17 protein-coding genes are annotated in these 23,365 nt (G+C 37.8%); all 17 read left to right on the top strand.

Annotated features, from left to right (window positions below):
- Positions 1–104: 104 nt before the first annotated feature.
- Complete coding sequence (locus A5866_RS08865) at positions 105–1,985, top strand: beta-glucoside-specific PTS transporter subunit IIABC (RefSeq protein ID WP_086443751.1); 1,881 nt, start codon at positions 105–107, stop codon at positions 1,983–1,985.
- Positions 1,982–3,406: a 6-phospho-beta-glucosidase gene (locus tag A5866_RS08860; RefSeq protein ID WP_086443752.1), complete on the top strand. Its 1,425-nt coding sequence runs from the start codon at positions 1,982–1,984 to the stop codon at positions 3,404–3,406. Before A5866_RS08865 ends, A5866_RS08860 begins: the two co-directional genes overlap by 4 nt.
- Before the next feature lie 110 nt (positions 3,407–3,516).
- Positions 3,517–4,857, top strand: coding sequence for a metallophosphoesterase (locus tag A5866_RS08855; protein ID WP_176332521.1), 1,341 nt, complete (start codon positions 3,517–3,519; stop codon positions 4,855–4,857).
- Positions 4,858–5,099: 242 nt separating this feature from the next.
- Positions 5,100–5,246: a hypothetical protein gene (locus A5866_RS08850; protein ID WP_176332522.1), complete on the top strand. Its 147-nt coding sequence runs from the start codon at positions 5,100–5,102 to the stop codon at positions 5,244–5,246.
- A gap of 455 nt (positions 5,247–5,701) precedes the next feature.
- Entirely contained in the window at positions 5,702–6,433 is a 732-nt protein-coding gene (locus tag A5866_RS08845; protein WP_086278287.1) for a GntR family transcriptional regulator, read from the top strand.
- Positions 6,434–6,444: 11 nt separating this feature from the next.
- Entirely contained in the window at positions 6,445–7,617 is a 1,173-nt protein-coding gene (locus A5866_RS08840) for an SIS domain-containing protein (protein WP_086443754.1), read from the top strand.
- Positions 7,618–7,639: 22 nt separating this feature from the next.
- Positions 7,640–8,635, top strand: a complete 996-nt coding sequence (gene lacD / locus A5866_RS08835) for a tagatose-bisphosphate aldolase (protein WP_086445499.1) — start codon at positions 7,640–7,642, stop codon at positions 8,633–8,635.
- A gap of 15 nt (positions 8,636–8,650) precedes the next feature.
- Complete coding sequence (locus A5866_RS08830; protein ID WP_086443755.1) at positions 8,651–9,592, top strand: hexose kinase; 942 nt, start codon at positions 8,651–8,653, stop codon at positions 9,590–9,592.
- A gap of 32 nt (positions 9,593–9,624) precedes the next feature.
- Complete coding sequence (locus A5866_RS08825) at positions 9,625–11,439, top strand: glycoside hydrolase family 35 protein (RefSeq protein WP_176332524.1); 1,815 nt, start codon at positions 9,625–9,627, stop codon at positions 11,437–11,439.
- A complete protein-coding gene (locus tag A5866_RS08820) occupies positions 11,436–11,915 on the top strand; it encodes a PTS system mannose/fructose/N-acetylgalactosamine-transporter subunit IIB (RefSeq protein ID WP_086443757.1) in 480 nt (159 codons plus the stop codon). The genes A5866_RS08825 and A5866_RS08820 overlap by 4 nt, the downstream gene beginning before the upstream one ends.
- 13 nt (positions 11,916–11,928) lie before the next feature.
- Entirely contained in the window at positions 11,929–12,828 is a 900-nt protein-coding gene (locus A5866_RS08815) for a PTS mannose/fructose/sorbose/N-acetylgalactosamine transporter subunit IIC (RefSeq protein ID WP_086278296.1), read from the top strand.
- Complete coding sequence (locus tag A5866_RS08810; protein ID WP_086443758.1) at positions 12,815–13,624, top strand: PTS system mannose/fructose/sorbose family transporter subunit IID; 810 nt, start codon at positions 12,815–12,817, stop codon at positions 13,622–13,624. The genes A5866_RS08815 and A5866_RS08810 overlap by 14 nt, the downstream gene beginning before the upstream one ends.
- A gap of 19 nt (positions 13,625–13,643) precedes the next feature.
- Entirely contained in the window at positions 13,644–14,051 is a 408-nt protein-coding gene (locus A5866_RS08805; protein ID WP_086443759.1) for a PTS sugar transporter subunit IIA, read from the top strand.
- A 153-nt stretch (positions 14,052–14,204) separates the two neighbouring features.
- Complete coding sequence (locus tag A5866_RS08800) at positions 14,205–18,179, top strand: endo-alpha-N-acetylgalactosaminidase family protein (protein WP_086443760.1); 3,975 nt, start codon at positions 14,205–14,207, stop codon at positions 18,177–18,179.
- Between the two features lie 926 nt (positions 18,180–19,105).
- Entirely contained in the window at positions 19,106–19,483 is a 378-nt protein-coding gene (locus tag A5866_RS08795; protein ID WP_086278304.1) for an OsmC family protein, read from the top strand.
- A 39-nt stretch (positions 19,484–19,522) separates the two neighbouring features.
- Positions 19,523–21,163, top strand: coding sequence for a peptide ABC transporter substrate-binding protein (locus A5866_RS08790; protein ID WP_086443761.1), 1,641 nt, complete (start codon positions 19,523–19,525; stop codon positions 21,161–21,163).
- Positions 21,164–21,348: 185 nt separating this feature from the next.
- On the top strand, positions 21,349–23,313 hold the full coding sequence (locus A5866_RS08785) for a heavy metal translocating P-type ATPase (RefSeq protein ID WP_086443762.1): 1,965 nt from the start codon (positions 21,349–21,351) through the stop codon (positions 23,311–23,313).
- Positions 23,314–23,365 lie beyond the last annotated feature (52 nt).

Below are 23,365 nucleotides of genomic sequence, written 5' to 3'. Positions count from 1 at the left end.
GTTACTGGTTAAGCAGGCGTGACCTAAGAAAAACACTTAGTCTATAAGTGTTTCTTCTTGGGTCATTTTTTCTGAAAAACGAATCAAAGAGAGGAATTACTATCATGCGTTATGAAGAAGAAAGTAAAAAAATCATTGAACTTGTCGGCGGCAAGTCGAATATCAATAGTTTAGTTCATTGTGCGACACGTTTAAGATTTAGCTTGAAAAATACGAAAAAAGCGGACAAAGAATCATTAGAGAAGTTGCCCTATGTGATGTCAGTTGTGAATAGCGGTGGACAATATCAAGTCGTGATCGGTAGTAAAGTCCCAGATTATTATGCGGCGATTCAGTCGCTCGCTGATTTAAACGAAAATGCACCTAAAACAGAGAAGAAACTAAGCTTCAATTATGTGTTCGAAGTGATTTCTGGGGCCTTTTCACCGCTGATTCCAGCAATGGCTGGATCTGGAATGATCAAAGCAGTTTTGACGATTTTAGTTGAAATGAAATTATTAGCTGATACTAGTTCAACTTATATGGTCCTAAGTGCGGCAAGTAATGCAATCTTTTATTTCTTACCTGTTTTTCTAGGGATCACATTAACGAAAAAAATCGGTGGGAATATGTATGTTGGTGGTGTAATTGGTGCGGCCTTGCTGGAACCGTCATTTACTGGAATGATTGGTCAGGAAAAGCTTGATTTTCTAGGAATCAATTTAAATGTTGTCGATTACGCAACAACGATTTTCCCGATTTTTGTAGCGATTTTCATTTATTCATTCGTGGATAAATTCTTACGTAAAATTATTTTTAGAGACCTTCAATTATTCGCTGTTCCAATGTTTAGCTTAATGATCATGGTTCCATTGACAGCATTGCTTTTCGGCCCATTTGGAACTGTTATCGGCGATGCGTTATCCCAAGGGGTAATGTGGTTGATCGGTAAAAGTGCGTTGCTTTCAGGGATCGTTTTAGGTGGCGGAATGCCATTTATGGTTATGTTTGGTTTGCATTGGGGCTTTTCACCAATCACACTGGAAAACTTGACGGTGATGGGTGGCGATCCAATCGAAGGTATGGCAGTTGCTGCTGTATTTGCACAAATCGGGATCGCAATTGGCTTCTATTTAAAATCTAAAAAACATTCTAAAATGAAAGCTTTAGCTGGACCATTGGCGTTGACAGGTTTATTTGCAGGTGTAACAGAACCAATTGTATATGGTTTGATTTTAAGATATAAACGCTTATTACCGATCGTTGCGATTTCAGGTGCGATTGGTGGTGCAATTTGTGGTGTGACAGGTGTGACCATGAATGCCTATGTATTCCATAATATTTTCTCTATTCCAGTTTATACACCAAAAATCGGCTATTTCATTGGTGTCGGTTCTGCTTTGATTGCAGGAGCTGTATTAACGTATTTCTTCGGTGTTAAAGAAGACGAAATGACTGATTTCTTGCCTGAAACTGATCAAGGAGAAGATGATTTTCAAGAAACAGTAACAGCGGTACAAGAGCATCCAGAAACAACTGTTTATGCGCCGCTTGCAGGGACTGTGATTCCTTTGAAAGAAGTAGATGATGATGTGTTTTCTAGTGAAATTGCTGGGAAAGGTGTGGCTATTATCCCGACTTCTGATAAAGTTGTGGCACCATTCGATGGAATAGTTGTCGCTATTTTCCCATCAAAACATGCGATTGGGTTAAAATCAACTGGCGGTAGCGAGTTATTGATCCATATCGGAATTAATACAGTGAACTTAAATGGCGAACATTTTGAAACCAAAGTTGCAATGGGAGATACGATCACACGTGGCCAAACATTATTAGTTTTCGATCGTGAAAAGATCGAGCAAGCAGGTTATGCGATGACATCGCCAGTTATTTTAACAGACGCACCAAGTATGGAATCATTGAATATTATCAATGATAGCGATAAAGTGACGCCAGAAACAAAATTATTTGTTGTTGGAACGAGCAAGGAGGCTGACGGTCAATGAGAAACGATTTCCTATGGGGCGGCGCAGTTGCGGCTCATCAAGTAGAAGGCGGTTTTAATCAAGGTGGCAAAGGAATCAGTATTGCAGATGTAATGACGGCGGGATCAAAAGATCATGCTAGAGAAATTACTGACGGAATTATTGAAGGAAAGTTTTATCCTAACCATGATGCGATCGATTTTTATGGAAATTATAAAGAAGATGTCCAACTCTTTGCAGAAATGGGCTTTAAATGTTTAAGAACCAGTATTGCTTGGACAAGAATTTTTCCAAATGGGGATGAACAAGAACCGAATGAAGCAGGGTTAGCCTTTTATGATGATTTATTTGATGAGTTATTGAAATACGGAATCGAACCTGTGATTACGTTGTCTCACTTTGAGATGCCATATCATCTAGTTAAGCACTATGGTGGTTGGCGTAGCCGCGAATTGGTCGGCTTTTTCACTACATTTGCTGTGACTGTGATGGAGCGTTATAAAGATAAAGTAAAATACTGGATGACGTTCAATGAAATCAATAACCAACGAATCTTAGAAAATCCGATTTACTCATTTACCAACTCAGGTATTCTTTATCAAGAAGGCGAAGACAAATTAAAAACGATGTATCAAGCTGCACATTATCAATTTGTAGCAGGAGCGATAACGGTTGCTGAAGGAAAGAAAATCAATCCTGATTTCCAAATTGGCTGTATGTTAGCCGCAACACCAAACTATCCGTTGACGAGTGATCCAGAAGATATTATCGCTGCCCAACAAGAAGATGAAAAACAACTGTTTTTCACCGATGTCCAAGTTAGAGGTAACTACCCTCGCTGGGCAATCAAAGAGTGGGAAAGAAATGGCTATCAAATGGCTATCACTGAGGAAGATTTACAATTACTAAAAGCTGGAACGGTTGATTATATCGGTATCAGCTACTATTTAAGTAATACGATCTCAACACGTCCGGAAGCCGTACGTTTAGAAGACGACTTACTTGGAGACAGCTCTCTTGTAGAAAATCCTTATGTAAGCATGACAGAGTGGGGGTGGTCGATCGATCCGGCTGGATTGCGCCACTATTTAAATCTTTTAAGTAATCGTTATGAACGTCCAATTTTTATCGTGGAAAATGGATTTGGGTATGCAGATAAACTGGTAGAAGATCAAATCCATGATGTGGAACGAATCGACTTTCTTAATCAACATATCAAAGAAATGAAAAAAGCCATTGAGATAGATGGTGTAGATGTGTTAGGTTACACTGTTTGGGGCTGTATTGATCCTATTTCATTCACCACTGGGGAAATGCGGAAACGTTATGGTTTTATTTATGTGGATCGTGACAATCAAGGGAACGGTTCACTAAAACGCATTAAAAAAGATTCTTTTGAATGGTATAAACACTTGATCCAGACAAATGGAGCCGAAATATAAAAAAATAACAGCATCTCTCATCGTATTTTAGTAAAATAGATACGGTGAGAGCTTTTTTGCCTAGAAAAGCATAGAATAGAGTGGAATGAATTAGAATGGGGAATGGAACCATGAAAAAAGTAATAGGCTTGATTATCGGTGCTGTCGTTGTGATTGCGCTTGCTTTAAATTATTTTGGTGAGAGTAAAGAAAAAACAGTGAAACCATTAATGGAAAAAGAAACTGTTGAATTTTGGGTCGTGAGTGATCCGCATTATCTCGATAAAAGTTTGACTGATTCGGGTACTGCCTATCAAAATATCAAGCAGACTGCAGCAGGTAAAGAGTTGGATTATCAAGAAGAAAGCTGGCAAGCATTTATCGACAAAGCGATAGAACAACAACCAGATATGCTGATTATTACTGGTGATTTGACCTTAAATGGGGAAAAAGCTAGCGCAGAAAAACTGGCAGAATTACTTAAACAATTAACGAATAAAGGGATCAACGCTTTTGTCATCCCGGGCAATCATGATATCAATGATGGATGGGCGAGAAAATTCGTTGGCGCTAAACAAGAGAAAACAGAAGCCATATCAATAGCTGATTTTAAAGAAATATTTGCAGAAAATGGCTATCAAAATGCAACGAGTTATGATAAACACTCATTGAGTTATTCTGTAGCCGTGAATCCAACGTATAATTTTCTGTTTCTTGATTCTAATATTTATCCTGACGATAACCAACCTCAAACAAGACCTGCAACAGGGGGAACGATTCGTGGCAAAACGATGAGTTGGGTCAAGCAACAATTAGCAGAAGCAAAGCAAACGAATAAAAAAACGCTTGTCTTTTTACATCATAATATCTATGCCCATAACAAATTATTATCCAGTGGCTTTGTCCTTAATAATGCGGACGAGTTCAAACAACTCTTGGCAGAATATCAAGTACCCGTTGTCTTTTCAGGACACATACATGCACAAGATATCATGACAGAAACAGTCGAGAATGACCGCTTGACTGAAATTGTCTCTGGTTCATTTTCGATCACACCGCAAAGCTATGGTATAGTCAAATTGAGTAAAGATTCATTCGAGTATCAAAAGAAAGAAAATGATGTAGATACATGGGCACGAGAAAAAAATATCACAACCCCGCAAGTTAGAAACTACCAAGAATATATCAAAAATATTTTTATGGAAGATGGCAAACGGCTAGCCTATGCTCAACTAATCGATAGTGGTATGACGAATGAAGCACAAATGGATATAGCGGCTGAGTTTGTAGGAACAGTAAACATCCGCTTCTTCTCTGGAAATGATTACAGTTCAGAGGAAGAAGTTGAAAAATTTAAGCAAGAAAAAGGCTATCAGATCATCGCAGAGAATAGCAAGTTTTTGAAAGAATACATTGATTCGATCATTCAAGATACAAATGAAGAGGACAATCGATTGAATAAATCTTTTTAAATAACCTAGAAGAGGCCAAAATAAAAGTGTCTAAATCCAAGAACCAAGTCCTTCAATTCTAAGTGTCTTCAGAGATCGAAACGTAGTGTAGTAGGCACTGTGTAATATCGACTCGTAATAAGGAGGAGCTGCTTTTTCCTCGCTGTTTATTCGAAGTTAGAGAGCTGGACAAAACTGATCTTGAGTTTTGCTTAGCTCTCTTTTTATTGATGGTTTTTGGGAAAGAAAAAAAGAGGTAAGAGATGGCCAAGATAGAAGCCGTTCTTCGGAAACCAGTAGTTAAGCAAGGTGACAATGGTTGTTTCGAGGTTACAATCGGCATTGGCTGGTCTGTAGACGGAATAGTGGGTTTTATCACCTATGATTCATACGGAGAATTCCGCTTTTAAGGAACTCGTTGCAACTTAAGATAAATTGTTGGATGGCTAACCCCCATTTTATCGCCTATTTCCTGAATACTCATGTTGTCATAAAACACCGTCACTATAAGCTTTCGAGTATCTCATTTAAGTTTTTTATGTGAACCCATCAAAATCAATCCTAGTAGTTTGCTAATCTAAACTCATTTTACTAGAAAATTTTGATGGGCTCATTGTTGCAATTACTATTACAACTCAGAATATAAATGAGCTAACTGGTATTACATTTAAGGGAGTTTTTTAAAAAAAATGGTTTCTAAATTAAAAAAAGTTATTTTTTTTAAAAGTGTCATGGTCTATAAATGTTGTTATGACAAAGATAAATAGATATGGAAATATTTCTTATTCCTTTTTATTGACAAACGAAAAAAAACCACCGTAATATTGGCTTGTGGTTATAACCAGTTAAAATAAAGGAGAAACTTATGGAAAATGCCTTTAAAAACAAAGCTTTGTATCATCAACTTGTTGATTTACTGCAGGAACGAATCGAAACAGTCATGATTCCTCATGACAAGTTGCCCTCTGAACGTGAATTAACTGCACAATATGGGGTCAGTCGGACGACGGTCCGGTTAGCGCTACAAGAACTAGAAAATAGAGGTTCCATCTATCGTCGACATGGCAAAGGAACATTTGTTTCAGATATAAAAAAAGAGGCTGCTGATTTAGCTGGCGCATATAGTTTTACAGAACAAATGAAGAGTCTTGGTCGAAAACCACACACTCGTATCTTATCGTTTGAAAAATTGGAAGCGGATAAATTTATTTGTCAGCATCTTAACCTTTCGTTAGGAGAAGCAGTATTTAAATTAAGTCGATTACGGATTGCTGATAGAGAGCCTTTAATGGTAGAAGACACTTATTTGCCAGTGAAATTTTTCTTATCACTCACGGATCAATTATTGCGTAGCAAACCATTATATGACCTGTTTTCGGAAGATTTTAATCAAACCATTCGTTTAGCAGATGAAGAGTTATACGCGAGTATTGCTTCGAAAGAAGATGCGAAACTATTGATGATTCCAGAAGGAGCACCAGTACTTCATTTAGCACGACAGACGTATAACATGAAAAATGAAATTATTGAATTTACATTGAGTGTGGCACGAGCAGATCAGTTTCATTATCAGATACGCCATATTCGGAATAGTTAGGAGAGTTAAGTATGTTTACAGCAGAAAAAGAAGAACTAGAACAGCTAGGAGCGGAAAATACTACCCGTGAAATTCGTCAGCAACCAGAGCTTTGGCAAGAAACCGTGACACTTTATCGTAAAAATCAAGCCATTTTGGAAAACTTTTTAAAAGAAGTCCATGCCAAAGCAGAAGGAAAACGTACAAGAGTGATTTTTACAGGAGCAGGGACTTCCCAATATGTAGGTGATACCGTTGTTCCTTATTTACGAGCACATGGGGACACACAGGCGTTTACATTTGAAAGTATTGGGACAACAGATATTGTTGCCAAACCAGAAGATTATCTGATTAAAGAAGAACCAACGTTGTTAGTTTCGCTTGCTAGAAGCGGGAATAGTCCGGAAAGCTTAACTGCAGTGGAAGTAGCAAATCAAGTAGTTGAGACGATTCATCATTTAGCCATTACTTGTGCAGAAGAAGGACAGTTGGCACAACGGAGTCAAAAAGAAGATAATAGCTTTTTATTCTTAATGCCGACACGTTCAAATGATGGTGGTTTTGCGATGACTGGTAGTTTTTCTTGCATGACCTTGGGCACGTTATTACTCTTTGATCAAACAGCCTTCGAACAAAAACAAGAATATGTAAGCGTTTTGATGGAATTGGGTGAAGAAGTTTTATCCCGTGAAGAAGAGTTGAACAAAATTGCTAATCTTGGTTTTGAGCGAATTGTTTATGTTGGTTCTGGAAGTTTAACTGGTTTGGCAAGAGAAGCTCAACTGAAAATTTTAGAATTAACGGCAGGAAAAGTTGCAACAATTTTTGACTCATCAATGGGCTTCCGTCATGGTCCGAAATCATTTATTAATGAAAAAACCATTATGTTTGGCTTTGTTAATAATGCGCCTTACACAAGAGATTATGATTTGGACATTTTAGAAGAAGTTCACAGTGACGAAATAGCAGCTGGCGTCTTTGCGATTGCCCAACCTGGAAAACGTAATTTCTCAGGTTCAACCATTGAATATTCAGCGGAAACAGCTTTATTACCAGATGGCTATTTAGCATTAGCAGATATCATGGTAGCACAAACAGTCGCACTATTAACATCTATTAAGGTGGGAAATAAACCGGATACCCCTTCACCGACAGGTACAGTGAATCGTGTGGTTAAAGGAGTAACGATTTATGACTATAAATGATACGACATTTGGAGAAGAAACTATGCTTACGTTAACAGCTGGAAAAAAAGCGGCAATGGATAGTTTATCAACGCATGAAGGAATCATTAGCGCGTTAGCAATTGATCAACGAGGTGCGTTGAAAAAAATGATTAAAGCGCTAGATATAGAGCCAACTGATGCACAAATTGAAACGTTTAAAGAATTAGTCTCAAAAGAAATGACACCGTATGCTTCAGCAATTTTATTAGATCCAGAATATGGGTTGCCTGCTGCTAAAGCACGTGATACTGAGTCGGGGTTGTTGCTCGCTTATGAAAAGACAGGATACGATGCAACTACTCCTGGACGATTGCCCGATTTACTAGCAGACTGGTCTGTTCTACGCTTGAAAGAAGAAGGCGCAGATGCTATTAAGTTTCTACTATACTATGACGTGGATGAGGATCCAGAAATTAATCATCAAAAACACGTGTTTATTGAACGCTTAGGTAGTGAATGTGCAGGAGAAGACCTACCATTTTACTTGGAATTAGTTTCTTATGATGCGCAGATAGCAGATGCTATTTCTTTGGAATATGCAAAAGTTAAACCACATAAAGTGAATGAAATGATGAAAGAATTTTCCAAACCACAATATAAAGTAGATGTATTGAAAGTGGAAGTACCAGTCAATATGAATTATGTAGAAGGTTTTGCGACTGGTGAAACAGCATATACAAAAGAGAAAGCGGCTAATTATTTCTTAGAACAAAGTCAAACCACTCATTTACCATTTATCTTTTTAAGTGCCGGTGTTTCAACTGCTTTATTCCAAGAAACATTACGTTTTGCTAAAGAAGCAGGTTCAACATTTAATGGTGTTTTATGTGGCCGTGCAACATGGAAAAATGGGGTGAAACCTTTTGTTGAAGCAGGTGAAACCGCAGCCTGTGATTGGTTGAAAACAGAAGGAAGAGAAAATATTGAAAGCTTAAATGAAGTCATCGCAGCAACAGCCAGCTCTTGGCATGCGAAAGTTCAAGTAAACGAAGGGTAATTGGGAGGCATAGCTGTGATAGTAACAGTAACGATGAATCCGTCAATTGACATCTCCTATCTATTAGACCATCTAAACCTTGATACCGTTAACCGGACCAGTCAGGTAACGAAAACACCTGGTGGTAAAGGATTAAATGTCACTCGTGTCATTCATGATCTAGGAGGAGATGTTACAGCTACCGGCGTTCTCGGTGGTTTTCATGGGGCTTTTATTGCTAGCGAATTAAAGAAAGCAAACATCCCCCAAGCATTTACATCGATCAAAGAAGAAACGCGTGATTCGATTGCTATTTTGCATGAGGGCAATCAAACTGAAATTTTAGAAGCTGGGCCGATTGTTTCCAAAGAAGAAATAACCGCCTTCCTTGAAAACTTCGATCAATTAATTAAGCGAGCAGAAATTGTCACAATTTCTGGAAGTTTAGCCAAAGGATTACCACAATATTTTTATCAAGAATTAGTTCAAAAAGCACAAATACAAGAGGTTAAAGTGTTGCTAGATACGTCTGGTGAAAGTTTAAGGCAAGTTCTTCAAGGGCCATGGAAACCGTATCTAATTAAACCCAACTTAGAGGAACTCGAAGGATTGCTAGAGCAAAACTTTTCAGAAAGTCCATTAACAGCTGTGCAAAAGGCCTTAACAAACCCAATGTTTGTTGGAATTGAATGGATTGTAGTGTCTTTAGGAAAAGAAGGGGCAATTGCAAAACATCACGATCAGTTTTACCGTGTAAAAATTCCGACGATTCAAGCAACGAACCCTGTTGGTTCAGGAGATGCAACCATTGCTGGTTTCGCATATGGCCTGGCCAAGAATTTATCAGCCTCTGAACTATTAAAATGGGGAATGGCTGCTGGAATGGCCAATGCCCAAGAAAGAATGACAGGGCATGTGAACGTAGATAACGTGAACGAACATATTATGAACATACAAGTAGTCGAAATTGCTAAATAAAGATACCTCTTTATTTAGCAATTATCCAACGATTGAAAGCGTTTGCTAGGAAGGGTGGAAATGTGGACAGATTTGAAATTAAAGAGGAGTTTTTTTTAAACGATCAACCTTTTAAAATTTTATCAGGAGCCATTCATTATTTTCGTGTAGATCCCTCAGATTGGTATCATTCACTTTATAACTTGAAAGCTTTGGGCTTCAATACAGTTGAGACATATGTACCATGGAATTTGCATGAACCGCAAAAAGGTGCGTTTCATTTTGAGGGAATATTAGATTTGGAGAGTTTTTTTAAATTAGCACAGGACCTTGGGTTATATGCGATTGTTCGGCCTTCTCCTTATATTTGTGCAGAATGGGAATTTGGCGGTTTTCCAGCATGGCTATTGAATGAATCTGGACGGATGCGTTCGAATGATCCGACGTATCTGAAACATGTTGCAGAGTATTATGATGTTTTAATGGAAAAAATTGTTCCTCATCAACTTGCTAACGGTGGCAATATTCTAATGATTCAAATCGAAAACGAATACGGTTCATTCGGCGAAGAAAAAGCTTATTTACGGGCGGTTCGTGATTTGATGATTGCGTGTGGAGTAACAGCGCCATTCTTCACTTCTGATGGGCCATGGCGCGCAACCTTGCGAGCAGGCAGCATGATTGAAGATGATATTTTAGTAACAGGGAATTTTGGCTCAAAAGCCAAAGAGAATTTTGGGCTGATGCAAGCATTTTTTGAAGAACATGGCAAAAAATGGCCGTTAATGTGTATGGAATTTTGGGATGGCTGGTTTAATCGTTGGAAAGAGCCAATTATTAAACGAGATCCGCAAGAACTGGCTGAATCGGTTAGAGAAGCGTTAGCATTAGGCAGCATCAACTTGTATATGTTTCATGGTGGGACTAATTTTGGCTTTATGAATGGTTGCTCCGCACGAGGAACAATTGATTTACCACAAATCACTTCCTATGACTATGATGCACCACTTGATGAACAAGGGAATCCAACAGAAAAGTATTTTGCGTTACAAAAAATGCTTCACGAGGAATATCCCACATTGCCACAAGCTGAGCCACTAGTTAAAGAATCTTTTGAGCAAAAGTCAATTCCTTTAACAAACAAAGTGAATTTGTTTGCAACCTTAGAAACTATTAGTCAGCCAGTGATCAGCGTTTATCCGCAAACAATGGAACAACTAGGACAAAATACCGACTATCTTCTTTACCGAACAAGCATTGAAAAAGATGCCGCAAAAGAAAAGTTAAGAGTGATTGATGGTCGTGATCGTCTACAATTATTTGTCAATCAGACACTTCAAGCAACGCAATATCAAACGGAAATAGGCGAAGAAATTTACGTTACACTTCCGCAAGAGAATAATCAAATCGATGTTTTAATGGAAAATATGGGTCGCGTCAATTACGGACATAAACTATTTGCAGATACTCAGAAAAAAGGGATTCGAACGGGCGTGATGGCGGATTTACATTTTATTACTCAATGGCAGCAGTATTGTTTACCCATGACAAGCTGTGAACAGGTGGATTACTCAAAAGAATGGCAACCTGATCAACCGAGCTTTTACCAATATCATGTAGAGTTAGCAGAAGTCAAAGATACATTTATTGATGTTTCTAAATTCGGCAAAGGGATTGTTTTTGTTAACCAAACCAATCTTGGTCGTTTCTGGAATGTTGGCCCAACGCTTTCCTTATATATTCCAAAAGGATTATTAAAAGAAGGAAAAAATGAGATCGTCATTTTTGAAACAGAAGGAACATACCAACCAGAAATTCAGTTAGTAAAAGAACCGCTATATAAAGAAATGAAAGAGGGATTACAATGAGTATTATTGGCGTAAGAGTTGATGGACGTTTGATTCATGGACAAGTAGCAAATTTATGGACGACAAAATTGAATATTTCCAGAATTATGGTCGTTGATGATGAGGTTGCAGGGAATGCAATTGAAAAAAATGGGTTAAAATTAGCGACACCTGCTGGCGTGAAATTAAGCGTGCTACCAGTTGAAAAGGCTGCTCAAAATATTTTAGCAGGAAAATATGATTCACAACGTTTACTAATCGTGGTGCGTAAGCCAGATCGTTTATTAAAACTAGTAGAACTTGGAGCACCAATTAAAGAAATCAATGTTGGTAACATGTCTCAAACAAACGAAACACGGTCGATTACCAAGTCGATTAATGTGGTAGATCAAGACATTGAGGTCTTTAAAGAGTTAAATAATAAAGGCGTGCATTTGACTGCCCAAATGGTGCCAAGTGACAAAGCTGAAGACTTTATGAGTTTGATAACAAAATAGGAGGGAACAAAAAATGAATATCTTATGGTGGCAGATCTTATTATTAACATTATACGCAGGATACCAAATTTTAGATGAATTACAAATTTATTCTTCATTAAGTGCGCCAGTGTTTGCAGGTCTATTTGCAGGATTAGTGATGGGGGATATTAAAGCAGGACTTATTATTGGTGGAAGTATGCAATTAACCGTTTTGGGAGTTGGGACTTTCGGAGGTGCTTCAAAAATTGATGCCAACTCAGGAACTATCCTTGCCACAGCATTTTCCATTTCTTTAGGAATGAATCCAGAACAAGCAATTGCTGCTATTGCAGTACCAGTTGCTAGTTTAATGATTCAATTAGATATTTTGGCTCGTTTTGCGAATACGTACTTTGCACATCGGATTGATAAAATGGTCGAAGATATGAACTATAAAGGGATTGAACGTAACTTCTTAATGGGAGCGTTACCATGGTCTCTTTCTCGGATGATTCCTGTCTTCTTAGCACTTGCTTTTGGTGGTGGCTTAGTAGAAAAAGTCGTATCTGTCTTAAATGGCGATTTAAAATGGTTAGGTGATGGTTTGTCTGTTGCAGGGGCAGTCTTACCAGCTGTTGGTTTTGCGATTTTACTACGTTACTTACCAGTGAAAAAACATTTCCCTTATTTAATTCTTGGTTTCACTGTAACGGCTTTACTAGGAACAATCTTTACAAACATGCAACTTTTAGGAACATCTGTTGCTAGCGTTGTGAAAGACTTCAGTGGTGTATTTAACGCACTCCCAATGTTAGCAGTTGCTTTAATTGGTTTCGCTTTAGCCGCAATTAGCTACAAAAATGGTCAAATGATTCCGAGTGGACCAGTAGCCAAAAAAGAAAATGCAGCGAATAATTCAGACGAAGGAGAGATTGAAGATGACGAAATCTAATTATAAATTGACGAAAGAAGATTTTAAACAAATTAATCGCAGAAGCTTGCTTACTTTCCAATTAGGTTGGAACTACGAAAGGATGCAAGGATCAGGTTACTTGTACACGATTTTGCCGCAATTACGTAAAATGTATGGGGATGATACGCCTGAATTAAAAGAAGTTATGAACACACACACGCAATTTTTCAATACATCAAACTTCTTTAATACGATTATCACAGGGATCGATTTGGCTATTGAAGAAAAAGAAGGAATTGATGGAAAACAAACAGTTTCAGGTTTGAAAACTGGTTTAATGGGACCATTTGCGGCAATTGGGGATTCAATTTTTGCGGCGTTAATTCCAACAATTTTTGGAGCCTTAGCTGCCAATATGGCAATCAACGGTAACCCAACCGGAATCTTTATCTGGATTGTTGCACAAATTGCTGTCATGGTCTTCCGTTGGAAACAATTGGAATTTGCGTATCGAGAAGGAATTTCTTTAGTAACAACCATGCAACATCGTTTAACTGCCTTAACAGATGCGGCAACTTTACTGGGTGTCTTCATGGTTGGAGCTTTAGTGGCAACTATGGTTAATGTGAAATTTTCGTGGGCACCAAGTATTGGGGATGTAACACTTAACATGCAAAATAACTTGGATATGATTTTACCACGTCTACTTCCTGCAGGGATTGTCGGTGGCGTTTATTGGATGTTAGGTAAAAAGAATATGACGTCTACTAAAGCAATTTTTATTGTATTAATTGTCTGTGTCGCATTCTCTGCCGTAGGTGTTATTTCAAAATAAATAAAACAGGAGAAAATCGATGAGTGAACAGTTAGTTTTAGTAAGTCATGGTCGTTTTTGTGAAGAATTAAAAAAAAGTGCAGAAATGATTATGGGACCGCAAGAAACAATTACCACAGTTACTTTATTACCAGAAGAAGGAGAAACCAACTTTTTAGAAAAATTTGAAGCGATTACGGAATCGTTAGAGAATTTTGTTGTCTTTGCTGATCTATTAGGGGGAACACCTTGTAATATTTTATCAAAAAAAATTATGCAAGGTGCTTCGTTTGACTTATATACTGGGATGAATTTACCGATGGTTATCAGCTATGTTAATGCGAATTTATTAGCAATAGAAGGTGATTATGTCAAGGAATCAGCGGAAAGTATTGTGAAAGTTAACGAGTTGCTGCTAAATGCCTCAGTAGATGATGAAGATGAATAATTCTGATTTGTAGTCACAATTTATCAAATTTTTTTAAGAGAATGGTCTAGAGACGGGCATTCAAAAAATAAAAGAATTTATTTTTTGAACGCCCCCTTTGATCGTTACGATTGAAAGCGCGTTCGAAAAAATGTTAGGGGGCCGATTTATCTGATGAAACATGGAAAAGTGAAACGATTTAGTATATTGACACTATTGGCAAGCGCAACGATTTTAATACCATTAAGTACATCTGCAGAAGAAACAACAAGCAGTAGCACTGAAATGACAACATCGATGGTTGAACCTGCCGCAACAGAAGAGAAATTGTGGCAATCTAATTTTCCAGGGGGGAAAATCGGGGAGTGGCAAGACGTGATTGGCAAAATAAATAGGGAATTAGCTGGAAAGTCATTGGCGATTTCACGAGATGCTGCAGCAGGTAATAATGCCGTATCCTTAAATCTAGATTCACCTAAATTAGCTGATGGTGAAGTAGAAACGAGATTTAAATACACTGCTGGAAGTGGTCGGACCGGTGTGATTATTCGCGGTAATGCCAAAGATAGCTGGGTCTTTGTAGGCTATAATGATAACGGAAAATGGTTGGTTGAAAGTCCTAATTCATGGAATGATTCGATTTCTGGACCAACGTTGAATGAGGATACAAGTTATTTGTTAAAAGTGCGCTATGTCGGTGAAAAAATTACTATCTGGCTAAATACCACGTTGATTTACGAAGGAGAACCCGTTTTGGCAAATGGTGCGAAGATTCCAACAGAAGCCGGACATATGGGTGTCCGCTTATGGTATGACAAAAAAATTGTCAATTATGACTATTTGAAAAATGGACCCGTAGATAGTATTCCAGAAATTGTGCCAGAAGTGACGCAAATTGCTCCAGTCAAAGTTTTTACAAAAACTGGTGTTGCACCAAAATTACCTAAACAAGTTAAAGTGACCTATAACACAGGCAAAGAAACCCATGAAGCAGTAAGTTGGGACGACATCAATCCTGATGCATACAAAGAACCAGGGACTTTTGAAGTTGATGGCACTGTGGAAAGCACAAGCATGAAAGCACAAGCCAGCGTTGTTGTTGCTAAAGACAATGAAGCAGAACAAGGTGACAAAATCTCTTCTGCAGATTTAACAGCAGTGGTTGATCCACAATTTCCACGAATTATTCGCTACGAAGACCCTCAGGATAATCAAGTGATTTTTCATGGACAGCACAAGAAAAGTGACCAAGTGATGATTGATGGTAAAGCGTATAAAGCTACTGCTAAAAAACAAAAGAGTGAAGCGAATCAAGCAGTTTATGACGTTGCAGTACCAGAAATTGGTCTGCGTTTTACGACGACATTAACCGTTTCAGATGGACAAGAATTGGCTATGAAACTATCAGATATTCGTGAAGAAGGAACAAAAATACACACAATTTCTATTCCAAATCATGGCTTGATTTCTGTTAATAGTACGGATGAAGGGGCGACATTTGCTGGTGTCGTGATGAATACTGGGACAAACGCAAATAATGGAAATAAAAATGGTGATACCATTCAAGATTTAACTACGGCAAGTCAAGAAGAAACGAAAAAATATATGTATGGTTTCTTAAACACAGCGAACTATGCTGCAAGTTTCTGGACAAACGCTTATGGAGATGGGTCTGTCGATGGTAGCGACAACAATCGAATCCATAAACAAACAAAAGAATCGGAGTCTGGTTATGTAACAACTTTGTCAAGTGGTGCATGGACTTACCGACCATTTGATGCGCCAGAGGATTACACGACTGGAGAAACGCCAGAAGTGAAAGTTAAATTCTCGAAAGATAGAAACGACGACAATCAAGTGGATTGGCAAGATGCGGCGATTGGTTTTCGTTCGATTATGAATAATCCAATTGGTGCTGAAAAAGTACCTGAGTTAGTCAATCAACGTATTCCTTTTAACTTTGCCAGTCAGGCTACAAATCCATTTTTGGTGACGTTAGACGAATCAAAACGCATTTACAATTTAACAGATGGATTGGGACAAATGAATTTACTGAAAGGGTATCAAAATGAAGGGCACGATTCTGCACATCCAGATTACGGCGCTATTGGTCAGCGACCTGGTGGGGAACAAGCGTTGAATCAATTAATTGATGAAGGCCATAAATTAAATGCAGTTTTCGGTGTGCATATTAATGACACAGAATCTTATCCAGAAGCAAAAGCATTTAATGAAGAATTAGTTGATCCGACGAAACGTGGCTGGGATTGGTTGGACCCATCCTACTTTATTAAACAAAGACCAGATGCATTGAGTGGTCGTCGTTATGATCGCTTTAAAGAATTAAAACAAAAAGCACCAAATCTAGATTACATTTATGTCGATGTCTGGGGGAATCAAGGCGAATCAGGTTGGGCGAGTCGTCAACTAAGTAAAGAAATTAATTCTCTAGGTTGGTTTACAACCAATGAATTTCCAAGTTCTTTAGAGTATGATTCAGTTTGGAACCATTGGTCTGCAGAAAAAGATTATGGTGGTACAACTACGAAAGGATTTAACAGTACGATCGTTCGCTTTATTCGTAATCACCAAAAAGATACTTGGGTTATTTCCGACAACCCATTATTAGGCGGTGCCGAATTTGAAGCGTATGAAGGGTGGGTTGGTAAAACCAATTTTAATACCTATCGCCAAAAAACTTTTGCAATTAATGTACCAACTAAATTCTTACAACACTATCAAATTACCAACTGGGAAACAACAACAGCGGAGGATGGTCAAATCTATGGCACAATTAAATTGGCGAACGGTGCTGAAAAAGTTACCATTACTCAAGCAGATGCCAATTCACCAAGAAGTATTACTTTAAATGATACAGAAGTGCTAAAAGGCGATGCGTATCTATTACCTTGGAATGTCAATGGTCAAGACAAACTGTATCATTGGAATCCAAAAGGTGGCACCAGCACTTGGTCATTAGATAATAAAATGCAAGGGAAAGCGAATTTACATTTATATGAATTAACTGATCAAGGTCGTATCGATAAAGGCGCAATTGCAACTACGAATAACCAAGTCACCATCCAAGCAGAGGCCGATACGCCGTATGTGATTGCTGAACCTGATAGTATTGAACCGATGACGTTTGGAACAGGAACACCATTTAAAGATCCTGGATTTAATGAAGCCAATACCTTGAAAAATAACTGGAAAGTTTTCCGAGGCGATGGCGTGGTTGTGAAAGATGCAAACGGTGATTATGTCTTTAGTTCAGAAAAAGAAAGAACAGAAATCAAACAAGATGTTAATATTCCTAAACCAGGAAAATATAGTTTGTATCTAAACACAGAAACACATGATCGAAAAGCCACAGTAACTGTTAAAATTGGTGGTAAAAAATATACGCGGACAGTTGATGATTCAGTTGCCCAAAACTATATTCAGGCAGATATTAACCACACAAGTAGAAAAAATCCGCAGTATATGCAGAATATGCGAATTGATTTCGAAATTCCAGATAATGCCAAAAAAGGGTCGGTTACGTTAGCGGTTGACAAAGGCAATTCCGTTACAAAATTTGATGATTTACGGATTGTTGAGCGTCAAACCGATATCATGAACCTAGACAAACAAACAGTAATTAAGCAAGATTTTGAAGACACACAAGCAGTCGGTTTATATCCGTTTGTTAAAGGTTCAGCTGGTGGTGTAGAAGATCCACGGATTCATTTGTCAGAAAGAAATGAATCTTACACACAATATGGCTGGAATGGGAATCTTGTATCAGATGTATTAGAAGGCAACTGGTCATTGAAAGCCCACAAACAAGGTGCGGGCTTAATGCTTCAAACGACTCCGCAAAATATTAAATTTGAACCTAACAAGAAATATACGGTTCAATTCGATTATCAAACAGATGCTGATAATGTCTTTTCTGCCGGAACGATTAACGGTGAATTTAAAAACAATAACGACTTCAAACCAATCGGTAAGTTGACTTCTACGGTAGCAGATGGTCAAACCAAACATTATGAAGCAGAAATAATTGGGGATGCTTCAGGAAATACCACATTTGGTATTTTTACAACAGGCGCCGCTAAAGATTTCATTATGGATGACTTTACTGTAACCGTTGAATCGAAAAAATAAGTCAACCTGATTTTGATCCTATTAATTTGATAAAAATCAACATAAGGAACTTGAGGTTGGGACAGAAGTGTTTAACGCCGAGAAATAAGAGGAGATTCACGAAAATTGCTTTTCAAATTTTTGTGAATCTCAGCTTATTTCCGAAGGGGTTGCTTCTGATCCCACCGTTTATTCGGATTCCTTGAGGTTTGGATGTAACTCGTAGAGTTATGTCCCAGCCTCAAGTTTTTAGGTTCTTTGTATAGTGAGCTGTCAATTTCTTTTTAAATGCTGATTTTTTTGACCCGATAAATGGCAGATAGGGAAATCACTCATTATTTAGCTTAAAAGAAGTGTATAGAAAATAGTCATTTTCTGTACACTTCTTTTTTCTGCACTCTTCCCCACGATTTTTGGCTGTTCAATAGAGTCGCTAATAATATAAATTTAGAATAGAGGTTTTATCTGTCCTAATTTGTTCAACCGAATTCATTAGTTAAGCGAATATTTAAAATCTGATCCAAGCATTTTGAGTCAGACCCTCTTAAACATACGATTCCCAAAAGCACCCCTTTTTGGAAATCTATTTACTTTCAGAAATTAGATTTCCTTCCTAATCTCACGCATGATCATACCTTCCGTTGATACGTGCATAATTTGATAAATGAGAATTATGTGAGACATAACGGTAACACGTAACATCATCACAAGCTATTGAGTCACTTTATCTGTCAGCTGACGGATAAACAAGTGTTTCTTCGTCATTTTCATAAATATAGAAAATGATTAAGTCGTTTGTTTCATCTATTTTTCTTCATCTTATTGATAGCTTTTTGCTATCATACCCACTATTTAACTATTATCAGTTTGCTAGGTTTTGTACTATCATAGTAAGATAAAGAAAACGCTATAAAATAGAGAAGCAAATAAGCAAAGGAGTGGAGAAAATGGAATTGATTTCAAGTGAAAAGGGCTTTGAATTAGTGCATCAAAATGGAAATTGGTTATTAAAAAAAGAACTGGGTTTTTCACCAGTTGAAATGTTAGTCGCATCGATTGCGGCATGTGGTGCATATGTTTATGAAAAAATATTGACCAATTCGCATATCAATTTCACGATCAAGCAGGTCGAAATTTCATATGAACGAGCAGAAGAGAAACAAGCGAAACCTTTAAGCCGTGTTGACATCACTTTTTCAATTCAAGTAGCTGAAGAAGCACAAGGTAAGGCTGAACGAGCGCTTAAATTGATTGGGAAAAATTGTCCAGTCATGCAATCTCTAGATCCAGCAATAGCTGTTGTTGAAAAGGTTATCTTTGTTTAGATGCTGTTGTTTCTTACGTCTTTTATCAGGAGGAATAAGATGAAAAAGTTTTTCGCAATCAGTGCATTGGCACTTTTACTTTTTGTAACAGGGTGTAATTCAGTGAGCAAAACGGAATCAAGTGAATCTAAAAAAGCAATCGTCCATTTTACTGAACCAGCAGAATTACTAACATTAGATACGACACAAGAAGAAGATTTTACAAGCTTTAACGCTCAAAATCAAGTATTGGAAGGACTTTATCAGTTAAATGAAAAAGATGAAGCTATACCGGCAGTAGCCAAAGATTTACCAAAAATCAGTGAGGACAAACAAACTTATACGATTTCTTTAAGAGAAGAAGCAAAATGGTCGAATGGTAAACCAGTTACAGCAGCTGATTTTCTTTATGCATGGAGACGCGCAGTCACGCCAGAAACTGCCCCGTCCTATGCTAGTCTGTTTGTTTCTTCAATCAAAAATGCTGATGCTATTTACCAAGGGAAAATGAAGCCAGAAGAATTAGGCGTAGAAGCACCAGATGAGCACACACTAGTCATTCAGTTGATCAAGCCGATTCCCTACTTTACTTCACTGTTGACGTTTGAAACATTTTTCCCAATCAACCAAGCCTTTGCCGAAAAACAAGGCAGTGATTACGGAACATCAGCTAAAACCACGCTGTATAATGGCCCATTTGTTTTAGAAGGCTGGGAACAAAACGCAGATACTTGGCAGTACGTTAAAAATCCTGACTATTGGGATAATAAAAATGTCAAAGTCGATGAAATTCAAACAACGGTTGTAAAATCAACTAGTACCGCTGTTAACTTATATCAAACGGATGAACTTGACCGTGTAGTATTAGACGGTGAATTCTCAAAACAATATAAAAACGACCCAGATTTTCAAAATCAAAACGACACAAAAATGGGGTACCTCCGTTTTAATCAAGGAACAGAGAAACCATTGGCAAACCAAAACTTGCGTAAAGCAATTGCTTTAGCCATTGACCGTGAGACCTTTGTCAAAAACATCTTAGGCGATGGTTCAATTGCAGCGGAAGGGTTTGTGCCACAACATTTTGTGCAAAATCCGAAAACAGGGGAAGATTTCCGTAAAGAAAATGGCGTTCAGCAAACGTTCGATAAAACTGCGGCGCAAAAGGCTTATACAGAAGCGAAAAAAGAGCTGAACAAAGACGATATCACGTTAGTTTATTTGAGTAAAGACACTGATACAGAGAAAAAAACAGCGGAATATTTAGCAAGTCAAATAGCTGAAGTTTTGCCGGGGATAAAATTTGAAATCACCACATTACCAAGCAATAACTTACAGGAGCGCTATTTAGCCGGTGACTATGATATTGCGTTTGGTCAATGGATGCCAGATTTCAAAGACGCCAGCACGTTTTTAGATATGTTTGCTTCAACATCGGGATTAAACCATGTGAACTATAAAAATCCAACCTACGATCAATTGATTCAAGCAGCCTCTGAAACAGATGCAGCGAATGAAGAAAAAAGATGGTCGGATCTATTGCAGGCAGAACAGCTTTTACTTGCTGAAGATTATACGATAGCGCCGATCTATCAACAGCAAACAGCTTTGCTGCAAAACAAACAGATCAGTGGTGTGGTGAAACATGCCTTTGGTTCACCCTATAGTTTCAAGTATATTCAAGTAGAAGAAGCAAAATAAAGTCAAAACTAGAGCAACGCGGAATAGGCGTTGCTCTAGTTTTTTTAGATGTAAAAAAATATATATTTTTACTTGACATATGAATATACGCTCATGTATTATGAGTATGTGATATATGAACAGATATTCATTTGAAAAGAAAAGTGTATCTTTTCAGAAAACAACCAAAAAGGAGGAAACATAAAATGGATACAACAAAAGCACACGATCATGGCTGTTCAAGCGAAAAAGACCATGAGCACAATCATGATCATGAAGGCAGTCACGGACACAGTCACAGTCATGGAAAATCTCCTGTCGTTTTATTTTTTACAGGATTAGCAATCTTTATCATCGCATTTTTTATCACTGAGGGCTCACTGCTCCAAAATATTCTATTTGTCAGCGCCATGCTATTATCAGGTTATCACATTATTTTAGAAGGTATTGTTGATACGATCAGTGAATCAAAAGAACAAAGAAAATTTGTTCCAAACGTTCATATCTTAATGACCTTAGCAGCCTTCGGAGCGACGATCATTGGAAATTATGAAGAGGGGGCTTTGCTGATCATTATATTTGCAGCAGCTCATTTCCTTGAAGAATATGCAGAAGGTCGTAGTAAAAGAGAAATTACCAATCTACTTAAAATGAATCCGACCGAAGCGCGTTTGATCCAAGCGGATGGCAACGTGAAGACAGTTGATGTCGGCACTTTGAAAATCGGTGATAAACTACAAGTTTTGAATGGCGATCAAATTGCTACTGATGGAGTCATTCTATCAGGGCGTACCTCAATCGATGAGTCTTCGATCAATGGTGAAAGTATTCCACGAGAAAAAACAGTCGGTGACGAAGTTTTCGGTAGTACAATCAATGGAACAGGTACATTTACTATGGAAGTGACCAAAGACAGCAGTGATACAGTCTTTGCCAAAATTCTTCAATTAGTCAATCAGTCTCAATCAAATTTGTCGAAAACAGCTACTAAAATCCAAAAATTAGAACCTTATTATGTAACGATCGTCTTGATTTTAGTTCCAATTTTTATTGCAGCAGGTCCATTTATATTTAATTGGTCATGGAACGAGAGCTTTTATCGCGGTATGGTGTTCTTGATATCAGCTTCACCTTGTGCGCTGGCAGCCAGTGCTGTACCAGCCACACTATCAGGTATTTCCAACCTAGCTAAACGAGGTGTTTTATTCAAAGGTGGTTCTTATCTAGCAAATCTAGCGACCATTAAATCAGTCGCTTTTGATAAAACGGGGACTTTAACGAAAGGGAAACCATCTGTCACTGATTTCTATTTCTTAACAGATACGGCACAAATGACAGAACAAACCTGTATCGATTTAATTGTTGCGATGGAAAAAACAGCGAACCATCCGCTAGCAAATGCGATTTTAGACAGATTCAAAGCAGGTACAGAACTAAGCTTAAACGTCGAAAATGAAATCGGTAAAGGACTAGTTACTGAATATCAAGGAGATACGTATCAAATTGGTAAACCAGAAATTTTCAGCTTAGTTAAAACTCAAATCAACGCTCATAATGAACAATACGCTAAAGAAGGAAAAACAGTGGTCTACTTTGCGAAGAACAATGAAGTGATTGGGTTGATCGCAATGATGGATGTACCAAATGAAAATGCTAAAACGGTCATTAGTTATTTGAAAGCTCAAGGAATTCATACCACGATGATTACTGGTGATGCCGAATTAACTGGACAGGCAGTCGGACGTCAAATCGGAATCGATGAAGTTGTTGGGAATGTTTTACCGGAAAATAAAGCAGCAATCATTAAAGACCAACAAGCTCGTTTTGGCAATGTAGCGATGTTAGGGGATGGAGTCAATGATGCACCAGCTTTAGTAACAGCGGATATCGGTGTTGCGATGGGTGATGGAACAGATATTGCCATTGATGTAGCAGATGCTGTTTTGATGCAAAATGACTTAACGAAATTCAGCTACGCTCATAAAATCTCCAAACGTTTAGATCGTGTCGTTTGGCAAAATATCATTTTCTCAATTTTCATTGTAGTTCTCTTGATTACATTAAATATTCTTGGAAAAATGGATATTACGATCGGTGTGATTGCACATGAAGGAAGTACGTTATTGGTTATTCTGAATGGCTTACGTTTATTGATCCCTTCAAAAGAGTAGCAAGAAAAGAGTGAAACAAAACTGATTTTTAGTTTTGTTTCGCTCTTTTTTG

The organism is Enterococcus sp. 12C11_DIV0727 (assembly GCF_002148425.2).
Taxonomy (GTDB): Bacteria; Bacillota; Bacilli; order Lactobacillales; family Enterococcaceae; genus Enterococcus_L; species Enterococcus_L lemimoniae.
This window is presented reverse-complemented; position numbering and strand designations above follow the sequence as displayed.